At 73.5% G+C, this 20,129-nt stretch carries 18 protein-coding genes; 11 read left to right on the forward strand and 7 right to left on the reverse strand.

All coding sequences use genetic code 11. The features are described from left to right. Nucleotides 1-55 precede the first annotated feature (55 nt). On the forward strand, nt 56-253 hold the full coding sequence (locus tag ACZ56E_RS16105; protein ID WP_471214581.1) for a hypothetical protein: 198 nt from the start codon (nt 56-58) through the stop codon (nt 251-253). Between the two features lie 74 nt (nt 254-327). Beyond that, nucleotides 328-1,011 carry a pyridoxamine 5'-phosphate oxidase family protein gene (locus tag ACZ56E_RS16110; protein ID WP_471214832.1) on the forward strand — a complete coding sequence of 228 codons (684 nt, stop codon included), beginning with the start codon at nt 328-330 and terminating at the stop codon, nt 1,009-1,011. A 32-nt stretch (nt 1,012-1,043) separates the two neighbouring features. On the opposite strand, the gene ACZ56E_RS16115 is transcribed toward ACZ56E_RS16110, so the two are convergent. Then, nucleotides 1,044-2,333, reverse strand: a complete 1,290-nt coding sequence (locus tag ACZ56E_RS16115) for a hypothetical protein (protein ID WP_471214582.1) — start codon at nt 2,331-2,333, stop codon at nt 1,044-1,046. 23 nt (nt 2,334-2,356) lie between these two features. Further along, nucleotides 2,357-3,625 (reverse strand): hypothetical protein, encoded by a 1,269-nt coding sequence (locus ACZ56E_RS16120; protein WP_471214584.1) that lies wholly within the window; start codon nt 3,623-3,625, stop codon nt 2,357-2,359. 184 nt (nt 3,626-3,809) lie between these two features. Between ACZ56E_RS16120 and ACZ56E_RS16125 the strand changes: the two genes are divergently transcribed. After that, nucleotides 3,810-6,359 carry a polysaccharide lyase family 8 super-sandwich domain-containing protein gene (locus ACZ56E_RS16125; RefSeq protein ID WP_471214585.1) on the forward strand — a complete coding sequence of 850 codons (2,550 nt, stop codon included), beginning with the start codon at nt 3,810-3,812 and terminating at the stop codon, nt 6,357-6,359. A 31-nt stretch (nt 6,360-6,390) separates the two neighbouring features. Here ACZ56E_RS16125 and ACZ56E_RS16130 read toward each other — a convergent pair whose 3' ends face one another. Further along, a complete protein-coding gene (locus ACZ56E_RS16130; protein WP_471214586.1) occupies nt 6,391-6,585 on the reverse strand; it encodes a ferredoxin in 195 nt (64 codons plus the stop codon). Nucleotides 6,586-6,609: 24 nt separating this feature from the next. Further along, nucleotides 6,610-7,827 carry a cytochrome P450 gene (locus tag ACZ56E_RS16135; RefSeq protein ID WP_471214588.1) on the reverse strand — a complete coding sequence of 406 codons (1,218 nt, stop codon included), beginning with the start codon at nt 7,825-7,827 and terminating at the stop codon, nt 6,610-6,612. A gap of 328 nt (nt 7,828-8,155) precedes the next feature. Here ACZ56E_RS16135 and ACZ56E_RS16140 point away from each other — a divergent pair, with 328 nt between their 5' ends. Both ACZ56E_RS16140 and ACZ56E_RS16145 read left to right on the forward strand, forming a co-directional pair. Further along, a complete protein-coding gene (locus ACZ56E_RS16140) occupies nt 8,156-8,758 on the forward strand; it encodes a GNAT family N-acetyltransferase (RefSeq protein ID WP_471214590.1) in 603 nt (200 codons plus the stop codon). Between the two features lie 11 nt (nt 8,759-8,769). Then, on the forward strand, nt 8,770-9,540 hold the full coding sequence (locus tag ACZ56E_RS16145) for a class I SAM-dependent methyltransferase (RefSeq protein ID WP_471214591.1): 771 nt from the start codon (nt 8,770-8,772) through the stop codon (nt 9,538-9,540). 9 nt (nt 9,541-9,549) lie between these two features. Here the strand turns inward: ACZ56E_RS16145 and ACZ56E_RS16150 are convergent, their stop codons facing one another. Continuing rightward, entirely contained in the window at nt 9,550-10,011 is a 462-nt protein-coding gene (locus ACZ56E_RS16150; RefSeq protein ID WP_471214835.1) for a winged helix-turn-helix transcriptional regulator, read from the reverse strand. A gap of 137 nt (nt 10,012-10,148) precedes the next feature. Here ACZ56E_RS16150 and ACZ56E_RS16155 point away from each other — a divergent pair, with 137 nt between their 5' ends. The 4 genes from ACZ56E_RS16155 to ACZ56E_RS16170 all read left to right on the forward strand — a co-directional run bounded on the left by ACZ56E_RS16155 (nt 10,149) and on the right by ACZ56E_RS16170 (nt 14,639). Then, nucleotides 10,149-11,438 carry an MFS transporter gene (locus ACZ56E_RS16155; protein WP_471214592.1) on the forward strand — a complete coding sequence of 430 codons (1,290 nt, stop codon included), beginning with the start codon at nt 10,149-10,151 and terminating at the stop codon, nt 11,436-11,438. 219 nt (nt 11,439-11,657) lie between these two features. After that, the gene (gene rsgA / locus ACZ56E_RS16160; protein ID WP_471214593.1) at nt 11,658-12,758 is read left to right on the forward strand and encodes a ribosome small subunit-dependent GTPase A; all 1,101 of its coding nucleotides are present in this window, start codon (nt 11,658-11,660) and stop codon (nt 12,756-12,758) included. Between the two features lie 182 nt (nt 12,759-12,940). Continuing rightward, nucleotides 12,941-14,353, forward strand: coding sequence for a DNA-3-methyladenine glycosylase 2 family protein (locus ACZ56E_RS16165; protein ID WP_471214837.1), 1,413 nt, complete (start codon nt 12,941-12,943; stop codon nt 14,351-14,353). Between the two features lie 61 nt (nt 14,354-14,414). After that, nucleotides 14,415-14,639, forward strand: a complete 225-nt coding sequence (locus ACZ56E_RS16170; RefSeq protein WP_471214594.1) for a hypothetical protein — start codon at nt 14,415-14,417, stop codon at nt 14,637-14,639. A gap of 7 nt (nt 14,640-14,646) precedes the next feature. Here the strand turns inward: ACZ56E_RS16170 and ACZ56E_RS16175 are convergent, their stop codons facing one another. Next, on the reverse strand, nt 14,647-15,129 hold the full coding sequence (locus tag ACZ56E_RS16175) for a DUF456 domain-containing protein (RefSeq protein ID WP_398309585.1): 483 nt from the start codon (nt 15,127-15,129) through the stop codon (nt 14,647-14,649). 36 nt (nt 15,130-15,165) lie between these two features. Beyond that, nucleotides 15,166-16,197, reverse strand: a complete 1,032-nt coding sequence (locus ACZ56E_RS16180) for a helix-turn-helix domain-containing protein (RefSeq protein WP_471214595.1) — start codon at nt 16,195-16,197, stop codon at nt 15,166-15,168. Nucleotides 16,198-16,555: 358 nt separating this feature from the next. Here ACZ56E_RS16180 and ACZ56E_RS16185 point away from each other — a divergent pair, with 358 nt between their 5' ends. Further along, nucleotides 16,556-18,289 carry a protein phosphatase 2C domain-containing protein gene (locus ACZ56E_RS16185; RefSeq protein WP_471214596.1) on the forward strand — a complete coding sequence of 578 codons (1,734 nt, stop codon included), beginning with the start codon at nt 16,556-16,558 and terminating at the stop codon, nt 18,287-18,289. Between the two features lie 87 nt (nt 18,290-18,376). After that, nucleotides 18,377-20,119, forward strand: coding sequence for a pyruvate dehydrogenase (locus ACZ56E_RS16190; RefSeq protein WP_471214598.1), 1,743 nt, complete (start codon nt 18,377-18,379; stop codon nt 20,117-20,119). Nucleotides 20,120-20,129 lie beyond the last annotated feature (10 nt).

Genomic DNA, 20,129 nt, shown 5'->3' on the forward strand with positions numbered 1-20,129 from the left:
CGACGCGCCTTGCATGCCATGACGTGCCGTCACACGCCGAGATCGGAGCCTGACCGTGCTGAACCAGACCGTGCCGAACCAGACCGCGATGAAGTGGACCCTGCGAGCCGTCGCCACCCTCGCCATCGTCGCCGCGATCGCCGCGCCTGTCGCCGTGCCCGCGCCCGACGCACCCACCGCGCCCGACACGGCGGTCGCCGCCCCCGCCCCCACCGCTGCCCTGCCCGCCCCACCCGCCCCCGACGCTCGGTAACTTGTCCCGTCGTGAACGACGACCATGAGCAGCCCCAGCCCCAGCCCCAGCCCCAGCCCCAGCCCCAAGTATCTGTGGGAGACAACGCCACGCTCCCCGCCACCCTGCCCCTCACCGACCGCACCCGCCACCGCCGCCTGCGCGAGCAGGGCAGTCTGGACCGCGCCGACCTGGAGGCGATCCTCGACGCGGGCTTCGTCTGCCACCTCGGCGTCGTCGTCGACGGCCACCCGATGGTCGTACCCACCGTGTACGGCCGTGACGACACCCACCTCTTCCTGCACGGTTCCGTCGCCAGCCGCAGCCTGGCGGCGGACCCCGGGGCGTCGGTCTGCGTCACCGTGACGCACATCGACGGGCTGATACTCGCCCGTTCGGTGTTCGAACACGGCGTCAGCTACCGCAGCGCGATGATCCACGGCGTCCCGCGCCGGGTGACCGACCCCGAGGAGAAGCTGCGCGGCCTGCGGCTGCTCACCGAGCACGCGACGCCCGGGCAGTGGGACTACGCCCGCCGCCCCAGCCGCAAGGAACTCGCCGCGACCACCCTGCTCGCCCTCTCCCTCGCGGAGGCCTCGGTCAAGGTGGCGGCGGGTCCGCCGGACGACGGCGACGGCCCGGACGCCGAGCTCGACGTCTGGGCCGGAAACCTGCCGCTGACGGCTACTTGGGGCGAACCGGTGCCGGACCCGCTGCTGCGGACGGGGATCGCACCGCCGCCGCACATCACGGGGCGGGCCGGGACCCGGCAGGGGTGAGGGAAGGGAAGTCGCCCTCCCCGGGCGGGGGTTCAGGGCAGGGTCGGGGCATCGCAGCCGTGCGTACGGGCCGAGTGCCGGGCGAACCGTGCCAGCGCGGCCCGCTCGTACGCCAGGTCGGCCGCGGACGGCTTGGCGCGGTCCTTCCCGTACGTACGGGAACGGTCCTCCTGCCACGCCTCCTCGTCCCGGACCGTGAACAGCGCGGGGCCGCTCCCGTCCCGGCACACCGCGGTCGCCCAGTGGCCGCCGCCCGCCAGCCGGCCCGCCGGGGCCTCGCCGGGGACCGGCTTCTCGGTGTACTCGCCGTGGCGTTCCCGGTGGGCGAGCCGTTCGGCCTCCGCGTACGGGCCGTAGGACGCGACGAGGTGATAGCGGCGCACCTCGTCCGCCGCACCCGCACCCTCACCCATCTCCGTCTCCGTCTCCGGCCCCGGCAGGGCGGGCTGTTCGCCCGCCACGACGCACACCTCGACGGGAGCACCGGAGCTCGCGCTCTCCCATGCCCGGGACAGCCGCCCGCCCCGGCCGGGGACGCCCCGGCAGGTACCGGACGCGTCGGCGAGCGGCACGCTCTCGTCGGCGTTCACGGGGAGTGCCACCGTACGGAGCGGCTTGCCCATCTCGGCGTCGCAGTCCCACTTCGCCGCGGCCTTCGCGGCCGTCGCGGTGGCGATCCGCGCGACGGCGGTGCGGCGGCGCGGGTCGTCCAGCGTGACGTCCTCGTCCTTCGCCACGACCGTGACGAGCAGCCCGCCGTCCCCGGCACAGTCGAGGAGCGTCACCGCGGTCCCCTGACCGGTGGTGGAACCGCTCGGGAAAGATACACCGGTCGAGAACAGGCCCCGCCAGCCGCCGCCGAGCCCCACGGGCGGCAGCTCGGTCTCCGGCTCCGGGTACAAAGGGCCCTCGTCGTAACCTCGTCCGGCGTCACGGTCGGCCCCGGCCTCGGCCGCGGTCCCGTCGCCGTGCCGCCGCGGCACGCTCTGCACGGTGACCTCGACCTCGGCTTCACCCCCGGCGCCGCCCGCCACGGGAGCACCTTCACCACTGACGCCGCACGTGACCGTCCGTACCCCGGTCCCGGCCGCCTCCAGATCTCCGTCACCGCCGGAAGCCGACAACACGTCCACCCGGCCCGGCCCCGTCTCGAACGGCCCGTCCCCGAGCACGTCCCGCAGCTCGCGCGAGGGCAGTACGCCGTCGCACGCCTCGTCGAGCACCCGCTGGGCCACGCGGCGCTCGTGCGGGCCGCCCCACCAGTAGTAGCCGCCCGTGACGAGGGCCAGGGCGACGAGCGCCCCGCAGGAGGACAGGACCACGCGTCCCGTCCTCGTCCGCCAGGTCAGTCCCGCTCGCGCCACTCCGCCACCTCTCCCACGATCTTCGTCGCACGGCAGTGCGAACGCCGGGGCCATCCGTCCGGCGCCGCCAGATAGCGGTCGAGCACGGCCCGTGCCTGCCGGGAGAGCCGCCGCTGGTCCTTCGGTTCGAGGACGACCTCGTCCTCCTCGGGCCCGCGGTCGAAGTCGAACGCGGGGGCCACCGTCACGCGGTGATACGTCGGCCCCGCCACGCACGAGGACCGCGCCCACAGGGCGAGTCGCGGGTCGTCCCCCGACCGTTCGACCGTCACGGGCTTGTCGTGCGGGGCCGACACCTCGGGGCCGGGCCCCGGAGCCTTCTCCGCGTGCTCCTCGTAGGCGCCGCGGGCGAGGACGCCCGACCAGCTCTCCACGTCCGTCGCCACGATCGAGAGGTGGTCGGGGGAGCCCGCGGTGTCGTCCCACCGCCCGCCGCACGCGCCGGTGCGCCGGCTGTACGCCGAGTCGTTGCCGTCGAAGGTCCACTCGCCGGCGGCAAGCCGCTGCGCCTCGGGGGAGAGCCAGGCGCAGAGCTTCGGCGCCTTGTCCGGGGTGCCGCCGGGCTCGGTGCGCAGCGGCTCGCTGCCGCACCCCTGTTTGCGGGACACCCAGTTGGCGACCTTCGCGGCGGTCCTGGCGGTGGCGAGCCGGTCGGCCTCGGGAATGTCGGACTCGTCGGCGTACTCCCCGGTCTCGGACGGCAGGTCCACCGACACGAGCAGGTCCCGCGTGGACCGGCCGCGCCCCGACAGCCCCTTCGGGCAGTCGACGAGCAGGAAGGCCGCGACCGAGTCGTCGTCCCAGCGGTCCACGGAGCCCACACCGCCCGCCGCGCTCGGTGGCAGAGGCAGGCCGAAGTCGCCCGTCAGCGCCGCCGGTGACATGCGCTCCGGCACCGCCTCGGCCCGCACCCGCGCCTGGACGTCCGCCTCCGACGTCTCGCCGTCGCCGCCCCAGGCCAGCGTGCAGTCGAGCAGCGCACGGCTCTCCTGCCGGGGCTGGAGCAGCGTCCCGAACTCGTCAAGGACACCACGCTCGTCATCCGGCACGGAGGCGTACCACTCCTCCCGGAGCAGGCCCGCGCAGCCCCGCGCCACCAGCTCCCGGTTGGCGTCGAGCCGGTCCTCCCGCTCCTCGGCCCGCGACACGGCGACCCAGGTCACCGACGACGCGGCCAGCAGCGTCACCACCGACGCGGCCACCAGCCAGGTGCGCCGCCGCACCGTGCGCGGCGAGCCTCTCTCGGGCACGGCGCTCCCCTTCCCCCGTGAACGGCACCAAGAGCGGCACCATGATCGGGGTGGACGCTATCAATCCGCCCGGGCCACCCCGGCCGGGGACCCTTGTCGCCGGTCGGGGCGTCTGCTTGACTCCGCTCGCCGCACGCCCCCGGAACGCCACGCACACCGTCGTACGCCGTCGTTGGAGGCCGTCATGGAGCTCACCCGCAGACGCCTGCTGTCCGCCCTGTCGGCCGCCGGTCTCCTGGCGGTGGTCCCCGTGGGCCGGCTGACCGCCGCCGCGAGCGAGGCGGGCCGCGCCCGGCTCCTCGCCAACACCGTGGCGGTCTTCGCCGGTACCGCCGCGTCGAACGCGCGCCCCGAGACGGCCGCGAAGCTCGCCGCCGTCGAGCGGACCGCGCGGGCCAACCTGAAGGCGATGGACGACGCGGGCGAGGGCGAGCTCTTCGCGGGCCTGGTGCTCGGCACCGACGAGGCCAACCTGAACACCGCCTACCGCAGGCTGTACGAGACCGCCCTCGCCACCCGCACGCCGGGCCTCCCCACCGACCTGTACGGCAGCCGGACCGTGCGGCGCCGGGTGATCGACGGGCTTGCCTGGCTGCACGAGCGCTACTACGGGGACCAGTCCAAGGGCTACTACGGCAACTGGTTCCACTGGGAGATCGGCATCTCGCAGCACATCAGCAGGACACTCGTGCTGCTCGCCGACGAAGTGGCCGACCACCGCCCCGACCTGCTGCCCGCCTACATCGCCTCGATGGACGCCTACCTGCGCAACGGCACCGACGGCGACGTGGACCTCGACTCGCGCTTCCACACCGGCGCCAACCTCGCCGACATCACCACCAACCGGATCCTCCAGGGCGCGCTCCTGGGCGAGCCGGGCGAGGCGCGGATCCGCAAGGCCCTCACCGACCAGCTGACGGTCTTCCTCACCATCGACCCCTACCGGCTGCGGCACGGCGTGACGGACGGCCACTACGCCGACGGCTCCTTCATCCAGCACGCGTCCGTCGCGTACACCGGCTCGTACGGGAAGGGCCTGCTCACCCGCGTCGTACAGACCCTCAAGATCCTCGAAGGCACCGGGTTCGCGCACGGCGAGGAGCTCGTGCCGACCGTGCACGGCTGGGTGCGGAACGGGTTCGCCCCGCTGATCTTCGAGGGCTGGATGATGGAGATCGTCAAGGGCCGGGCGGTGGCGCGCCCCGACTCCGGGTACACCGACGTGGCAGTGGTCGTCGAGGCGGTCGTCGACCTCTCCTCACTCGCGACGGGGGCCGCGGCCACCGCCCTCAAGAGCTACGTCAAACACGTCAGGGCCACCTCGCGCACCGCCCTCGACCCGGCCCGGTTCGTCTCACCGGTCAGCGTCGTCCGCTACGCCGACATCCTCGGCGACACCACCGTCCCGCCCGCCGACCTCAATCCCGCGGCCCGCAGCGTCGCGTTCAACGCCATGGACAAGACCGTGCACCGCAGACCGGGTTACGCCTTCGCGCTCGCGCGGAGCTCCGACCGGATCAGCAAGTACGAGTACATGAGCGGCGAGAACCTCATGCCGTGGTTCCAGGGCGACGGCGCGTACTACCTCTACCTCTCCGGGCAGGACCAGACGCGGGCGTACGGCGTCGACTACTACACGACGGTCTCGCCGTACGGCCTCGCGGGCGTCACCGCGCCGGTCGAACAGCGGCGCACGGTACCGGAGTTGTACGGCAAGCCGTTCTACGACAACCCCGGCCACCCTCTCCACTTCACCTCCTCGTCCGAGTCGCAGAACAAGTACGTCTACTTCCCGCGCGGCACCGCCCGGTACTCGGGCGGTGCCGTCCTCGGGGCGTACGGCGCGGCGGGGATGGTGCAGTCCGACGACGCGGCGTACCGCGACCGGGCGCTGCTGCCCGACGACTTCGTGGTGTACCGGAACGCGACGGCGACGAAGTCGTGGTTCCTGCTCGACGAGGAGATCGTGGTGCTCGCCGCCGATGTCGGCGACGCGGCGGGCCGGGCCGTCACCACGACCGTCGACGCCCGCACCGCGGCCCCCGACGACCGGATCACGCTCACCGGCATGCTCCGCGACGGCCGCCCCTGGACCGGCCCCGGCACCGCCGACCTGCGCTGGCTGCGCTACGCCAACGCCACGGAGGGCACCGCGGTCGGCTATGTCCTCCTCGACACCCCGCGGGTGCGGGTCTCCCTGGACCGGGTCACCCGCAGCCGCAGGGTCGTGCGCACCGCCAACCCCGATACGCAGGTGACGCGTTCGGTGTTCGGCGTCACCGTCGACGGGGCGGCGGGCGCCCGACCCGCGCGGCTCGCCTACGCGTTGGTGCCGAACGCCGACGACGACCGGTTGCGCGCCCACCGCCATGGGCCGCTCAAGGTCCTCGCCAACTCCCGTCACCTGCAAGCCGTCTCCCACGCGGGGCTCGGTATCACGGCCGCCAACGCCTTCACCCGGGGGTGGCACGAGACCGCGGGCCTGCGCGTGCACGGCCCGGCCTCGGTCATCGTGCACCGACGGGCCGCGAAGGGGTCCCGGACCGTCTCCGTCGCGGTGTCCGACCCGACGACGGACCGGAGCACCGTGACGGTCCTCCTCCGCGGCCGCCCCCTGCGCAAGGTGACCGCGGATCCACAGGTCCGGGTGAGCAGGGCTCCCGGCGGCACCCGTATCGAGGTGGACACCCACCACGCGTACGGCAGGAGCTTCACGGCCACGCTAGGACAGTAAAACCCCTCAAGCGCCGCAGATTGATAGGGCGTCAGCCCGGCTTGACGGTGATGGCCTGCACCGGGCACACCCGCACGGCCTCCCGTACCAGCGGGTCCCCGCCGCCGTCCCGGCGGCCGGGCAGCACCTCGCTGAGGCCGTCGTCGTCCTGGGTGAAGACGTTCGGCGCGGTCAGCGCGCACATGCCCGCGCCCACACACCGGTCCTTCTCGACGTGAATCGTCACGCGCTCCAGCTCCACGGCCGCCCCCTACCAGGTGACGGGGAGTTCGAGCATCCCCTGGATCGTGTCGCCCGGCTTGAAGGGGATGTCCTCCGGAGGCGCTGCGAGGCGCAGCCCCGGCAGGCGCTCGAAGAGGGTCCCCAGCGCGATCTCCATCTCGGCCCGTGCGAGGTTCTGGCCCAGGCACTGGTGGATGCCGAAGCCGAAGGCGAGGTGGTGCCGGTCGGCCCGGTGCCAGTCCAGGTCCTCCGGACCCTCGTACACCGTGCCGTCACGGTTGATGAGGGACGTGGCGAAGATGACGCCGTCGTGCTCGCGGATGGTGCCGGCGGAGGTCTCGATGTCCTCTTTCGCCACCCGCAGCAGCCCGTCCGCGATGGACAGGAAGCGCAGCAGCTCCTCGACCGCGGCCGGCATCAGCGGCGGGTCGGCGCGCAGCCCGGCCCGCAGCTCGGCGAACCGCTCGGGGTGCTGGAGCAGCGTGAACGTACCGAGGGAGATCATGTTCGCCGTCGTCTCGTGCCCGGCGATCAACAGGATGGTGGCGAGCCTGACCAGCTCGTCCCGGTCCACCGTGCCCGCCGCGAGCTGCTGCTGGATGAGCTCGTCGAGCAGCCCGTCGCCCGGGGTGGCACGCTTGAGGTCGATCAACTCGTAGAAGTACGCGTCCAGTTCCTCCCTCGCCCGCTGCGTGTCGTCGGCCGTGGGGCCGCGCAGGAGCCGCCGTGACTGCTCCTCGAAGAACTCGTGGTCGGCGTAGGGCACCCCCAGCAGGGCGCAGATGACCATCGAGGGGACGGGCAGCGCGAACGCGCTCACCAGCTCGGCGGGCGGCCCCTGCTCGACCATGTCGTCGAGGAGCAGGTCGACCGTCGCCTGGATCTGCGGGCGCAGGGCCGCGATACGTTTGACGGAGAAGCTGGGGATCAGCATCCGGCGCTGGGTGTTGTGCTCCGGGTCGTCGACGCCGAGCAGGGCGACGCGGCGGTCGCGGAGCCGGGCGAAGCGTTCGGTCGGGATGGGGAAGGCCGCGTTCTCGCGGTCGGCGGAGAGCCGCGGGTCGACGAGCAGCTCACGCGCCGCGGCCCGGCCGGTGACCAGCCAGACGGAGCGGCCGTCGAACAGGCTGACGCGGGAGAACGGCGGGTCCTCGCGCAGCGGTGCGTAGGCGGTGGGCGGGTGGTACGGGCACGTGCGGTCCTGGGGGAAGGCGATGGATTCGATCGGCTTCGTCGTCTCGGTCATGGAAGCACCTCGCAAGCGCAGTTCGTCCCTGATCCATCCCCATTGGATGGCTGAGGCAACTAATTCGTCCACGACAAGACCGGCCAGATCGCCGGGGCGCCACATCTGTCCGGAACAGCCCCCTCCGCTCAACCTGTCTGCGTCCATGGCCCCAGTACGGCTCCGCGACGGGCCGGCGCGTGCCGCCCGGTGAGCGCGGGCGGCGAGCCGGGCCTCCTCTCCGCCTGGCGACCGCTCTCGGCCACTGCCGACGGACAAATTCCGGCCGAGTCCGCGCACCGTCGTGCGAAGATCCGGAGCGACCGCGCGGCCACTGTGGAGGAAGAGGATGTTCGCGATACCCCTGGGCGACGGAGGCGATGGAGGCGACGGGGCCGAGCTGCGGCCGCTGGAGCCCTGGCAGGCCGAGGAGTTCCTCGCGCACATGGACCGCGGCCGCGACTTCATCGGCCGCTACGTCGGCCTCCCCGACATCACGGCCGACCTGGACTCCGCGCGCTCCTGGCTCCAGGGGTACGCCGACAAGACCGCCGCGGACACCGGCCGGCTGTACGGCGTGTGGCTCGACGGACGACTCGTCGGCGGTGTCCTCCTGCGGGCCTTCGACGCGGCGGCGGGCACCTGCGAAGTCGGCTGCTGGCTGGAACCGGACGCCGCCGGACGCGGCCTCATCACTCGCGCGGTGCGCGTCGTCATCGACTGGGCGGTCGAGACGCGCGGCATCCACCGCGTGGAGTGGCTGGTGGCCCCCGAGAACGTCCCGAGTGTCAACGTGGCCCGACGGCTCGGCATGAGCCGCGAGGGGCTCCAGCGCGAGAACGACCCCTATCGGGGCGTACGGCAGGACACCGAGATCTGGTCGGTCCTGGCACCCGAGTGGCGCGCCGCGCACGCCGAACGCGCCGGTACCGCCGCTCCGGCCGCGAACTGAGGAGGCATCACATGACCGACGGTGTCGAAGGCGCCGTCGCCGCGGAGTTCGGGAACCCCCGCCTCGCGGCGCTCTACGACGTACTCGACCCCGACCGCGGCGACCTCGACCCGTATCTCCGCATGGCGGAGGAGTTCGGGGCGCGCCGGGTCCTCGACATCGGCTGTGGCACCGGCGTGTTCGCGCTGCTCCTCGCCGCGCGCGGCCTCGATGTCGTCGGCGTCGACCCCGCGAAGGCGTCCCTCGACGTGGCCCGCGCCAAGCCGGGCGGCGAACGCGTGCGCTGGCTCCACGGCGACGCGACGGCGCTGCCATCGCTGCCACCGCTGCGTGTCGATCTCGCGACCATGACGGCGAACGTCGCCCAGGAGATCACCGACCCGGACGCGTGGCGCGGGACCCTGCGGGGCGCCCGCGAGGCGCTGCGCCCGGGCGGACACCTGGTCTTCGAGACCCGCGACCCGGCCCGGCGCGCCTGGGAGAACTGGAACCGCGAGGCCTCGCACGGCGTCATGGAGATCCCCGGCGTGGGCGCGGTCGAGAGCTGGGTGGACGTGACGGAGGTCAACGGCCCGCTGGTGTCATTCCGTTGGACCTACGTCTTCGCCGCGGACGGCGAGGTGCTGACGTCGGACTCGACCCTGCGCTTCCGCGACCGCGCGGAGGTCGAGGCGGAACTGGCCGCGGCGGGTTACGTATGGGACGCCGTCCGCGACGCGCCGGACCGGCCGGGCCGGGAGCTGGTGTTCGTGGCGCACAGGCCAGGGGAGAGCCGCGACTGAGGTGGGGCCTCAACTCCCGTCGTCAGAAGTGACCTTGTGCACGACGGTGTCGTCCGGACGCAGCCGTCGCCCGTCCGCGGCCAGCACGTCGAGTGCGCGCAGAGGCTGCCCCTCCCGGCGGTCGACCAGCTCCGAGTGCGGTTCGCCGGGGGCGAAGAAGTTCCCCTCGCCCCACTGCCGCAGGGCCACGATGACGGGGAAGAGCGCCTCGCCCTTCTCGGTCAGTACGTACTCGCGGTAGGCGCTGCCGTCCGAGGCGGGGACGGATGCGAGGATGCCGCCGGCGACCAGCGTGCGCAGGCGTGCGGTGAGGATGTTCTTCGCCACGCCGAGGCTGCGCTGGAACTCCCCGAAGCGCCGGCTCCCGTCGAAGGCGTCCCGCACGATCAGCAGGGACCACCAGTCGCCGATCGCGTCCACCGACCGGGCGACGGGGCATGCGCTGTCGTCGAAGCGGGTCCTGCTCACCATGGCGTCCCTCACTCTCACGTCTCCTGCACCCGGCGCTCCCGCCCGGCTGTGGTTGCAACATGCTACCAAGCAGATTACCGTCGGCGCCGTCACCACTGGTAGCAAGATGCAACCCGATGTGCGGAAGGGGAGTGCCCATGCCCGGCAACTGTGCGGCCGTGCCACGACGGACCGAGGCCGCTGCCGAGAGGGGAGGCGGAGAGGACTCCGCGTACGTCCTGTCCCGCGGCGTCGTCGCCCTGTTCGCCGTCGCCTGCGGTGCCGCGGTGGCCAACGTCTACTTCTCCCAGCCGCTCCTGGTCACCATGGGCCACGACCTCGCCATGAGCCCGGCACTCGTCGGCAGCGTGGTCACCCTCACGCACGTCGGTTACGGCCTCGGGCTCTTCTTCCTCGTGCCGCTGGGCGACATGGCCGACCGCAGACGCCTCGTCGTGGTCCAACTCCTGCTCCTCGTGGTGGCGTTGGCCGTGGTCGCCACCGCCCCCACCGCGGCGATGCTGCTCGTGGGCGTGGCCGCGACCGGGCTCCTCGCGGTCGTCACGCAGACCCTGGTGGCCTTCGCGGCGTCACTGGCACCGGCCGACGGGCGCGGCCGGGTCGTCGGCCTCGTCACCAGCGGCGTCGTCATCGGCATCCTGCTCGCCCGCACCGCCTCCGGCCTCCTGGCCGACCTCGCGGGCTGGCGCTCCGTCTACGCCGCCTCGGCATCGCTCACCGCCCTGCTCGCCCTGGTCCTGCACCGAGTACTCCCGCGCCACGGCGCCGCCCCGCAGACGACCCTGCGCTACGGACAACTCCTGCGCTCCACAGTCACCTTGTTCGCCCAGGAACGACTGCTGCGCCTGCGGGCCCTGTTCGGCCTGCTGGTCTTCGCCGCGTTCAGCACCCTGTGGAGCAGCGTCGCGCTGCCGCTCAGCGAAGCGCCGTACTCCCTGTCCCACAGTGCGATCGGGGCGTTCGGGCTGATCGGTGTCGTCGGCGCCCTGGCCGCGAGCGCGGCGGGCCGCCTGAACGACCGCGGACACTCCCGGCACACCACCGGCATCGCCTTGGCGCTGCTCACCGTCTCCTGGCTGCCCGTGGCCTTCACCCGCAGCTCGCTCTGGGCCCTGGCCGCCGGGGTGATCCTCCTTGACCTCGCCGTGCAGGCGGTCCACGTCACCAACCAGACCCTGATCTACGCCCTGCACCCGGACGCGGGCAGCCGTCTGATCGGCGGATACATGGTCTTCTACTCGATCGGCAGCGCCACCGGCGCCCTGGCCGCCACCTCCCTCTACGCGGCGGCCGGCTGGGGCGCCGTCTGCGCGCTGGGCGCCACGCTCAGCTGCCTGGGCCTCGCGGTGTGGGCGTTCACCGGGCACAGCGCCACGGAATCAGGGGCGCGGAAAAAGCAGTGGTGGTCCGGGAGGCGGCGGGGCTAGGCTCTGCGTGTTGCCAGGTGGCCGGTCGGCTGTCCGGCTGGGTGGTCCGGTTCGCCGGGCCCGAGCAGGAAGTGGAGGTGTAGACCGATGGCTGTCGTTGCGATGGGCGCTGCCCGCATCCGGAAGTTCATCAAGTCCACCTCCGTGGCCTCCGGCTGACCTGCATTCTCTCCGCGCCGACAGCGCGTGTGCCGGGGCCACCCTGTGAAGGGTCACCCCTTGTCTTCCTCTGCAACCTCTTCATCCCTCCTCCTCAGCGCCTACGGCTGGGACTCCTACTGGGAAACCGAGTTCGCGCCGTACGCGGCGCGAGGCCTCGTCGCCGGGCGCGTCGTCCGGGTCGACCGCGGCCAGTGCGACGTCGTCACCGCCGAAGGAACCGTGCGGGCCGACACCGAGTTCGTCACCCCGCGCGACCCGCTGAAGGTCGTGTGCACCGGTGACTGGGTCGCCGTCGACCCGGACAGCGCCGACCCCCGCTACGTACAGGCGTATCTGCCGCGGCGCACGTCCTTCGTACGGTCCACCTCGTCCAAGCGGTCCGAGGGACAGGTCCTCGCGGCCAACGTCGACCACTCGATCATCGCGGTGCCGCTCACCGCGGAGCTCGACCTCGCCCGGATCGAGCGCTTCCTCGCCCTCGGCTGGGAGTCGGGCGGGCAGCCCGTCATCGTCCTCACCAAGGCCGACCTCGTGCCGGACGCCGCCACGCTCGGCCATCTCGTCGAGGACGTGCAGTCCTCGGCACCCGGCGTGCAGGTGCTGCCGGTCAGCTCCGCCACGGGAGAGGGCGTCGACATCCTGTCCGCCGTCGTCTCCGGCGGTACGTCGGTGCTGCTCGGCCAGTCCGGCGCGGGCAAGTCGACACTGGCCAACGCGCTCGCCGGCGCCGACATCATGGAGGTCCAGGCGATCCGTGACGTCGACGGCAAGGGCCGCCACACCACGACGACCCGCAACCTCATCCTGCTGCCCGGTGGCGGAGTCCTCATCGACACGCCCGGACTGCGCGGGGTGGGCCTGTGGGACGCCGAGAGCGGCGTCGGACAGGTCTTCTCCGAGATCGAGGAGCTGGCGGCCGACTGCCGGTTCCACGACTGCGCCCACGCCGCGGAGCCCGGCTGCGCGGTGCTCGCCGCCGTCGAGGACGGCACCCTGCCCGAGCGCCGCCTCGACAGCTACCGCAAGCTGATCCGCGAGAACCAGCGCATCGTCGCCAAGACGGACGCGCGGGCCCGCGCGGAGATGCGCCGCCAGTGGCGGCTGCGGGGGGCGGAGGGGCGCGCGGCGGTGGACATCAAGCGAGGTCGCTTGCGCTGAGCATGGGCGGTGGGGGCGTGGGCCTCAAGGGGTGCGTGGGCTGCTGCGGGAGCGTCGTGGTTGCTCGCGCAGTTCCCCGCGCCCCTGATGGGGGCTGCGCCCCCCCGGGCCGGGCGGGGGTGCAGCCTCGTGTCCGAAAGCCGCCAGCCCTCGCCCTCCCCCCGCTCCACAATGGACCTGTGATCGATGAAGAGACCAGGTACGAAGCCGTGCGCAGTCGGGATGCCCGGTTCGACGGGGAGTTCTTCTTCGCCGTCGCGACGACCGGCATCTACTGTCGGCCGAGCTGCCCCGCCGTCACCCCCAAGCGGCAGAACGTCCGCTACTACACCACCGCGGCCGCCGCCCAGACCTCCGGCTTCCGTGCCTGCCGGCGCTGTCGGCCGGACGCCGTGCCCGGCTCCGCCGACTGGAACGTACGCGCCGACGTGGTGGGCCGCGCCATGCGCATGATCGGCGACGGCGTCGTCGACCGCGAAGGCGTCCCGGGGCTCGCCGTGCGTCTCGGCTACAGCGCCCGGCAGGTGCAGCGCCAGCTCACCGCCGAGCTGGGCGCGGGACCCGTCGCCCTGGCGCGGGCGCAGCGCGCGCACACCGCCCGCGTGCTGCTGCAGACCACCGACCTGCCGATCACGGAGATCGCGTTCGCCGCCGGGTTCGCCAGCGTCCGGCAGTTCAACGACACCGTCAAGGCGGTGTACGCGCTGACGCCGACGGCCCTGCGCGCCGCCGCCCCCCGCGGCGGCCCCGCCCGCGCCACCCCCGCCGCCGGCATCCCGCTGCGCCTCGCCCACCGGGGCCCCTACCGCGCCGACGCCGTCTTCGACCTGCTCGCCGCCGAAGCGGTCACCGGGATCGAGGAGATCACCGGCGAGCGCGGCACCCGCACCTACCGGCGTACGCTCCGGCTGCCGTACGGCACGGGCATTGTGGCCGTCGAGGAGGCGCGCGACGGTTCCGCGGCAGGCCCCGGCGGCGGGTCGGGCACCCATGCCCTGCACCGCGGCGGCTGGCTCGACGCCCGGCTGCACCTCACCGACCTGCGCGACCTCACCACCGCCGTGCAACGCCTGCGCCGCCTCTTCGACCTGGACGCCGATCCGTACGCCGTGGACGAGCGGCTCGCCGCCGACCCCCGTCTCGCCCCGCTCGTCGCCGCCAGGCCCGGGCTGCGGTCGCCGGGCGCCGCCGACCCCGACGAGTTCGCGGTGCGCGCGCTGGTGGGGCGGGAGGGCGCCGAGCGGCTCGTGGCGCGGCACGGCAAGGTGCTCGACGCGGCGTGCGGGCGGCTCACCCACCTCTTCCCGGCACCGGCCGAGCTGGCCGCCGAGCCCGGCCCGCTCGGCGCGCTGGCCACGGCGCTCGCCTACGGCTCCCTGCGCCTGGACGCGGGCGCGGACCGCGACGACGCGGAGGCGGCGCTCCGCGCCCTGCCCGGCCTGGACGCGAGGACGGCAGCGGTCATCCGGATGCGGGCGCTCGGCGACCCCGACGTGGCCCTGCCCGGCACACCGGAACCGCCCCGCGACTCCTGGCGCCCGTGGCGCTCGTACGCCCTGCGCCACCTGACCTTGGCGGCCCCCGCCGGTTTCTAAGAGGCACTCTCATCCTGGGGAGGGAGACTGCACGTAGTCCCCCCGACCCATGGAGGTGCCCGTGACGCGCAGCCATGTCCGCCGAGCCGTGCTCGCCGCGGCCGCCGCAGCCGTGCTGGCCGGGACGACCGGCGCGGCCTTCCCCACCGTTCACGTACACCGGAAGCCCGCCGCGATGCTCCAGGAGGCGCCGGCACCGCACGATCCCGGCGGCGGCACCCACCGGCTCATCAGGGACCAGATCGACATCGACCTGGCCGAAGAGGAGCGGCACCGGTCGGCATGAGCGCGGCTCAGCCCCAGATGAGTGCCCCCAGCCACGCCCCCAGGATCAGCAGGCACGCGAACAGCTCGGTCAGCACGCTGCCGCCGCCGCCCCGCATGGCCGCCCGCGTCGCCGCCACCGCCTCCCCGTGCCCGCCGAGCCGCAGCCGCTCCCCGGTGTAGATCCCGCCGACGAAGCCGGGGATCGCCCCGATCACCGGCAGTACGCAGAATCCGATGAGCGCGCCGGCCCCGGCAAAGACGCCCATCCGGCGCGTGGCGCCGCTCTCGCGCAGCCGCCGGGGCGGCAGCTGCCAGCGCACGGCCTGCGACGCGAGCAGCACGGCCGTCGCGCCGACGAGGATGCCCCAGGCGAGGCCGTTCGGGTCCTGCAGCGTCCACCAGAGGACCGCGGCCCACACCAGCCACGACCCCGGTACGCCGGGCACCAGCACTCCGCACAGGCCGAGCAGCATCACCACACCGACCAGCAGGAGTTCCCACGCTCCCATCTGCCCAGAGTGCCCGAGATCCGGCGAAACCGCAGGTCAGGTTTGCCCCGGCGCCCCCGGGACCCGGCTCCGGGGCGGCCGAGGACGCCGCGCCACCCAGTCGCGCTCGTACGCGTGCCAGCCCAGCTGCAGCCGCGTCGTCACACCCGTCAGCTCCATCAGACGCTTCACCCGGCGCTGCACCGTGCGCAGCCCCAGATCGAGCTGTTTGGCGACGCTCGCGTCCGTCAGACCGGCGAGGAGCAGCGACAGGATCTCCAGATCGGTGCCGTCCGGCCCTTCGGGGGCGTCCTCGGTGAGTGTGCTGCCGTCCTCGCCGAGACGCAGCGGCAGCGCCTCCCGCCACACTGCCTCGAAGAGGGCCGTCAGGGATTCGAGCAGACCGCTGGCGTGCACGACGAGGGCGGCGGGCTCCGCCGTGCGCGAGGTCAGCGGGACCATCGCGAGCGAGCCGTCGGCGATCACCAGCTTGGTCGGGACGCGGTCCACCACCCGCACCCGCTCGTCGCGGCCCATCGCCGTCGACAGCTCGACCAGGCCCGTCGGCAGGTCGAGGACGGTGCGCTCGATCACCACGCGGTAGCGGACGCCGCGCCCCGCGGCCTGCTCCTCGGCGCTGTTCTCCATGCCGGTGACGGCGACGGGGCTGCCGGTCACCAGCGCGCACACCTCGTCCCTCGCGCCCAGCTGCAGCTGGAGGAAGCGCTGCGAGACGGCGGCCGCGCCGGTGACCACCTCGACCAGGTCGTGGACGGCCGGTTCGGCGGCCTGCGCCCGGTACTCCTCGGCGAGCAGCTTCGCCGCGAGCTCGGCCTGCTCCAGCTCGTGCCGCCGCTGGGTGAGGAGCGCGCCGAGCGCGACGCCGGGCGGCGCCGCCACCCAGCGGCCCGCCCTGCCGGACGCCTGCGCGGCCAGACCGTGCCGCTCCAGGCGGCGCAGCGTCCGCTCGGCCTCCGGCTCGCCGAGCGCGAGCCGCCGCGCGAGATCCGCGACATCGGCGGCGCCCACCGACACCAGCGCCCGGTACGCCGCCTCGTGCGTCTCGTCCAGACCGATCGCTGCCAGCATGCGGGACATCATCCCCGCACCACCCGCGACTCCGGAACGGTGCGGTCGGCGACGAGGACGATTGAACTCACCGCGGCTGGGAACGCGGGTCACGAGCACGGTTCGCTCACAAAAGCGAATCCGGCCTGCCCGTCCTTCGGGACAACAGGCCGGGCTCAGAGGCCGACTGACGGGCGGTCACGACACCCCCGTCACACAGACCGTGGCTCGCGCCGACGAGGTGCGTCGGCCACACCGGCCCCGCCGGGCGGTCCTCCTGTGGGGGGTGGGTCCGCCCGGCGGTCCCCAACGTCCCCGGAATGGCCGGAATTTCCGGATGCACCGTTTTCGTACGGCCTCCGCGGTGGAAAATAAGGGCATGAGCCAGCAGGGGGACACACCCACCGGCCGCGACGACGACTGGTGGGGACAGCTGTACGACGACTCCGCGCCGGACACGGGTCCCGCGCCCGCGCCGGACACCCTGGACGACAGATTCGCCTCGGCGGCGGACGCCTTGAAGGCGGACTTCCCCGCCCCACGCACCCCACAGCCCACCCCGGGCACCCCGCAGTCCGTCCCGGGCGCCCCACAGCCCACCCCGGACATCCCGGAGCCCGCCCCGGGCGCCCCTCAGCCCGCCCCGGGCACCCCACAGTCCGCTCCGCGCATCCCGGAGCCGGCCTCGACGAGCCCGGAGTCCGCCTCGCCAAGGCCGGAGGCCGCCTCGACGAACCCGGCGCCCGCCTCGCCAGGTCCGGAACCCGCCCCGCGCATCCCGGAGCCTGCCTCGCCAAGTCCGGAGCCGGCCTCGACGACCCCGGAGCCCGCCTCGCCAGGTCCGGAACCCGCCCCGCGCATCCCGGAGTCCGCCTCGCCAAGGCCGGAGGCCGCCTCGACGACCCCGGCGCCCGCCCCGCCAGGTCCGGAACCCGCCCCGCGCATCCCGGAGCCCGCCTCGCCGAGCCCGGCGCCCGCCCCGCCAAGGCCGCAGGCCGCCTCGATGAACCCGGCGCCCGCCTCGCCGACCCCGGCGCCCGCCTCGCCGACCCCGGCGCCCGCCTCGCCGACCCCGGCGCCCGCCCCGCCTACCCGGGCGAGCGGGATCTTTGCGGATGCGGACGGCACCGAAAGCGCGCCCGGCGACCCGGGCGTCGCTCACGTGGGGGACGGGCCGCCCACCTATGAGGCCGAGCCCACCGGCCTGCCCGCCGCCGATCCGGACGACCTCGCCGATCTCGTCCCCGACACCGTGCTCGAAGGCGCGCGGTACGGCGGCAGCACGCTGCGCGCCGCCTCCGTGCGCGGGGACTCCGCCAGATACCGGGGCGAGCCGCGCCGCGACGCCCTCCTCACCGCCCGCTTCGGCACCGGCGAGGACGCCCTCGTGCTCGTCGCCATGGCCACCGGCGCCCGCGCGACCCCGGGAGCGCACCGCGCCGCCGCGGAGGCCTGCGCGTGGATCGGCCGTGCCGTGGGCCGCAGCCACCGGCGGCTCGCCGAGGACATCGCGGCCGCCCGGCGCGGCGACCTCAAGTCGGGCCTGCACCGCCTCACCGACCGCAGCCTCGGCAGGCTCCGCGCACACGCCGCCGACCTCAGCCTGGCGCCGGAGGAGTACGCGGCGTCCCTGCGCTGCCTCCTCCTTCCGGCCGATCCGCGGTGTCGTACACGCGTCTTCTTCGGCGTCGGCGGAGGCGGCCTCTTCCGGCTGCGCGACGGCGAGTGGCAGGACATCGAGCCCCGCGTCGCCGACGCCACCGGCGACGCCGTGGTCGGCTTCGGCTCGCCGCCCCCGCAGTCCCCGGACGCGGACCGGCTCACCATGGACCTGGGCATCACCACACCCCCCAGTCCCTACGAGCCCGCACCCGAACCGCCCCGCGAGCCCTTCCGCTTCCGCGCCTCGGTCGCCCGCCCGGGTGACACGCTCGTCCTGTGCAGCGGAGGCCTCGCCGAGCCGCTGCGCGGCGAGCCCGAGCTGGCCGCGCACCTCACCCGCAGATGGGAGAAGACGGGCCCGCCGGGCCTCGCCGCCTTCCTGGCCGACGTCCAGGTGAGGGTCAAGGGGTACGCCGACGACCGGACGGCCGCCGCGGTCTGGGAGGCATGACCGCCGCACCTGTGAATTCATGGACCGAGAAAGATCGGGCAAGAGACACCAAGACAGCCCATACGGTCCAAAAGAGGTGCGTGCAGCATGGCCAAGCAGAACGTCGCCGAGCAGTTTGTCGACATCCTCGTCCGCGCGGGCGTGCAGCGTCTGTACGGAGTCGTCGGCGACAGCCTCAACCCGGTCGTGGACGCCATCCGCCGCACGAAGGAGATCGACTGGGTCCAGGTGCGGCACGAGGAGACCGCCGCCTTCGCGGCCGGCGCCGAGGCCCAGATCACCGGCAGGCTGGCCGCCTGCGCGGGCTCCTGCGGCCCGGGCAACCTCCACCTGATCAACGGCCTGTACGACGCGCACCGCTCCATGGCGCCGGTCCTCGCCCTCGCCTCGCAGATCCCGTCCAGCGAGATCGGCCTCGGCTTCTTCCAGGAGACCCACCCGGACCGCCTGTTCCAGGAGTGCAGCCACTACAGCGAGCTGATCTCCAGCCCGAAGCAGATGCCCCGGCTGCTCCAGACCGCCATCCAGCACGCCGTCGGCCAGAGCGGCGTCAGCGTCGTCTCGCTGCCCGGCGACATCGCCTCCGAGCCCGCCCCGGACAAGGCCGCCGAGACCGCCCTGGTGACCTCGCGGCCCACCGTGCGCCCCGGTGACGAGGAGATCGACAAGCTCGCGAAGATGATCGACAAGGCGGGCAAGGTCACCCTCTTCTGCGGCAGCGGCACGGCGGGCGCGCACGCCGAGGTGATGGAGTTCGCCGAGAAGATCAAGTCCCCGGTGGGCCACGCCCTGCGCGGCAAGGAGTTCATCCAGTACGACAACCCGTTCGACGTGGGCATGAGCGGCCTGCTCGGCTACGGCGCCGCGTACGAGGCCACCCACGAGTGCGACCTGCTGATCCTGCTCGGCACGGACTTCCCGTACAACGCGTTCCTGCCGGACGACGTGCAGATCGCCCAGGTCGACGTGCGCCCCGAGAACCTCGGCCGCCGCTCCAAGCTGGACCTCGCCGTCTGGGGCGACGTGCGCGAGACGCTGCGCTGTCTGACCCCGCGCGTCTCGCCGAAGACGAACCGCAAGTTCCTCGACAAGATGCTCAAGAAGCACGCGGACGCCCTCGAAGGCGTCGTGAAGGCGTACACCCGCAAGGTCGACAAGCACATCCCGATCCACCCCGAGTACGTCGCGTCGGTCCTAGACGAGGTCGCCGCCGACGACGCCGTGTTCACCGTCGACACCGGCATGTGCAACGTCTGGGCGGCCCGCTATCTCACCCCCAACGGCAGGCGCCGCATCATCGGTTCGTTCAGCCACGGCTCCATGGCGAACGCCCTGCCGCAGGCGATCGGCGCCCAGTTCGTCGACCGGCGCCGCCAGGTCGTCTCGATGTCGGGCGACGGCGGCTTCTCGATGCTGATGGGCGACTTCCTCAGCCTCGTCCAGCACGACCTGCCGGTGAAGGTCGTCCTGTTCAACAACTCTTCCCTGGGCATGGTGGAGCTGGAGATGATGGTCGCAGGGCTGCCCAACTACGGCACGGCGAACCACAACCCCGACTTCGCCGCCGTCGCCCGCGCCGCCGGGGCCTACGGCGTCCGCGTGGAGAAGCCCAAACAGCTCGCGGGCGCCCTCAAGGACGCCTTCGCGCACAAGGGCCCCGCCCTCGTCGACATCGTGACCGACCCGAACGCCCTCTCCATGCCGCCCAAGATCAGCTCGGACATGGTGACCGGCTTCGCCCTCTCCGCCAGCAAGATCGTCCTGGACGGCGGGGTGGGCCGCATGCTCCAGATGGCCCGCTCGAACCTGCGGAACGTGCCGAGGCCGTGACTCCGGCCTG

The organism is Streptomyces sp. NPDC039480, from assembly GCF_055597165.1.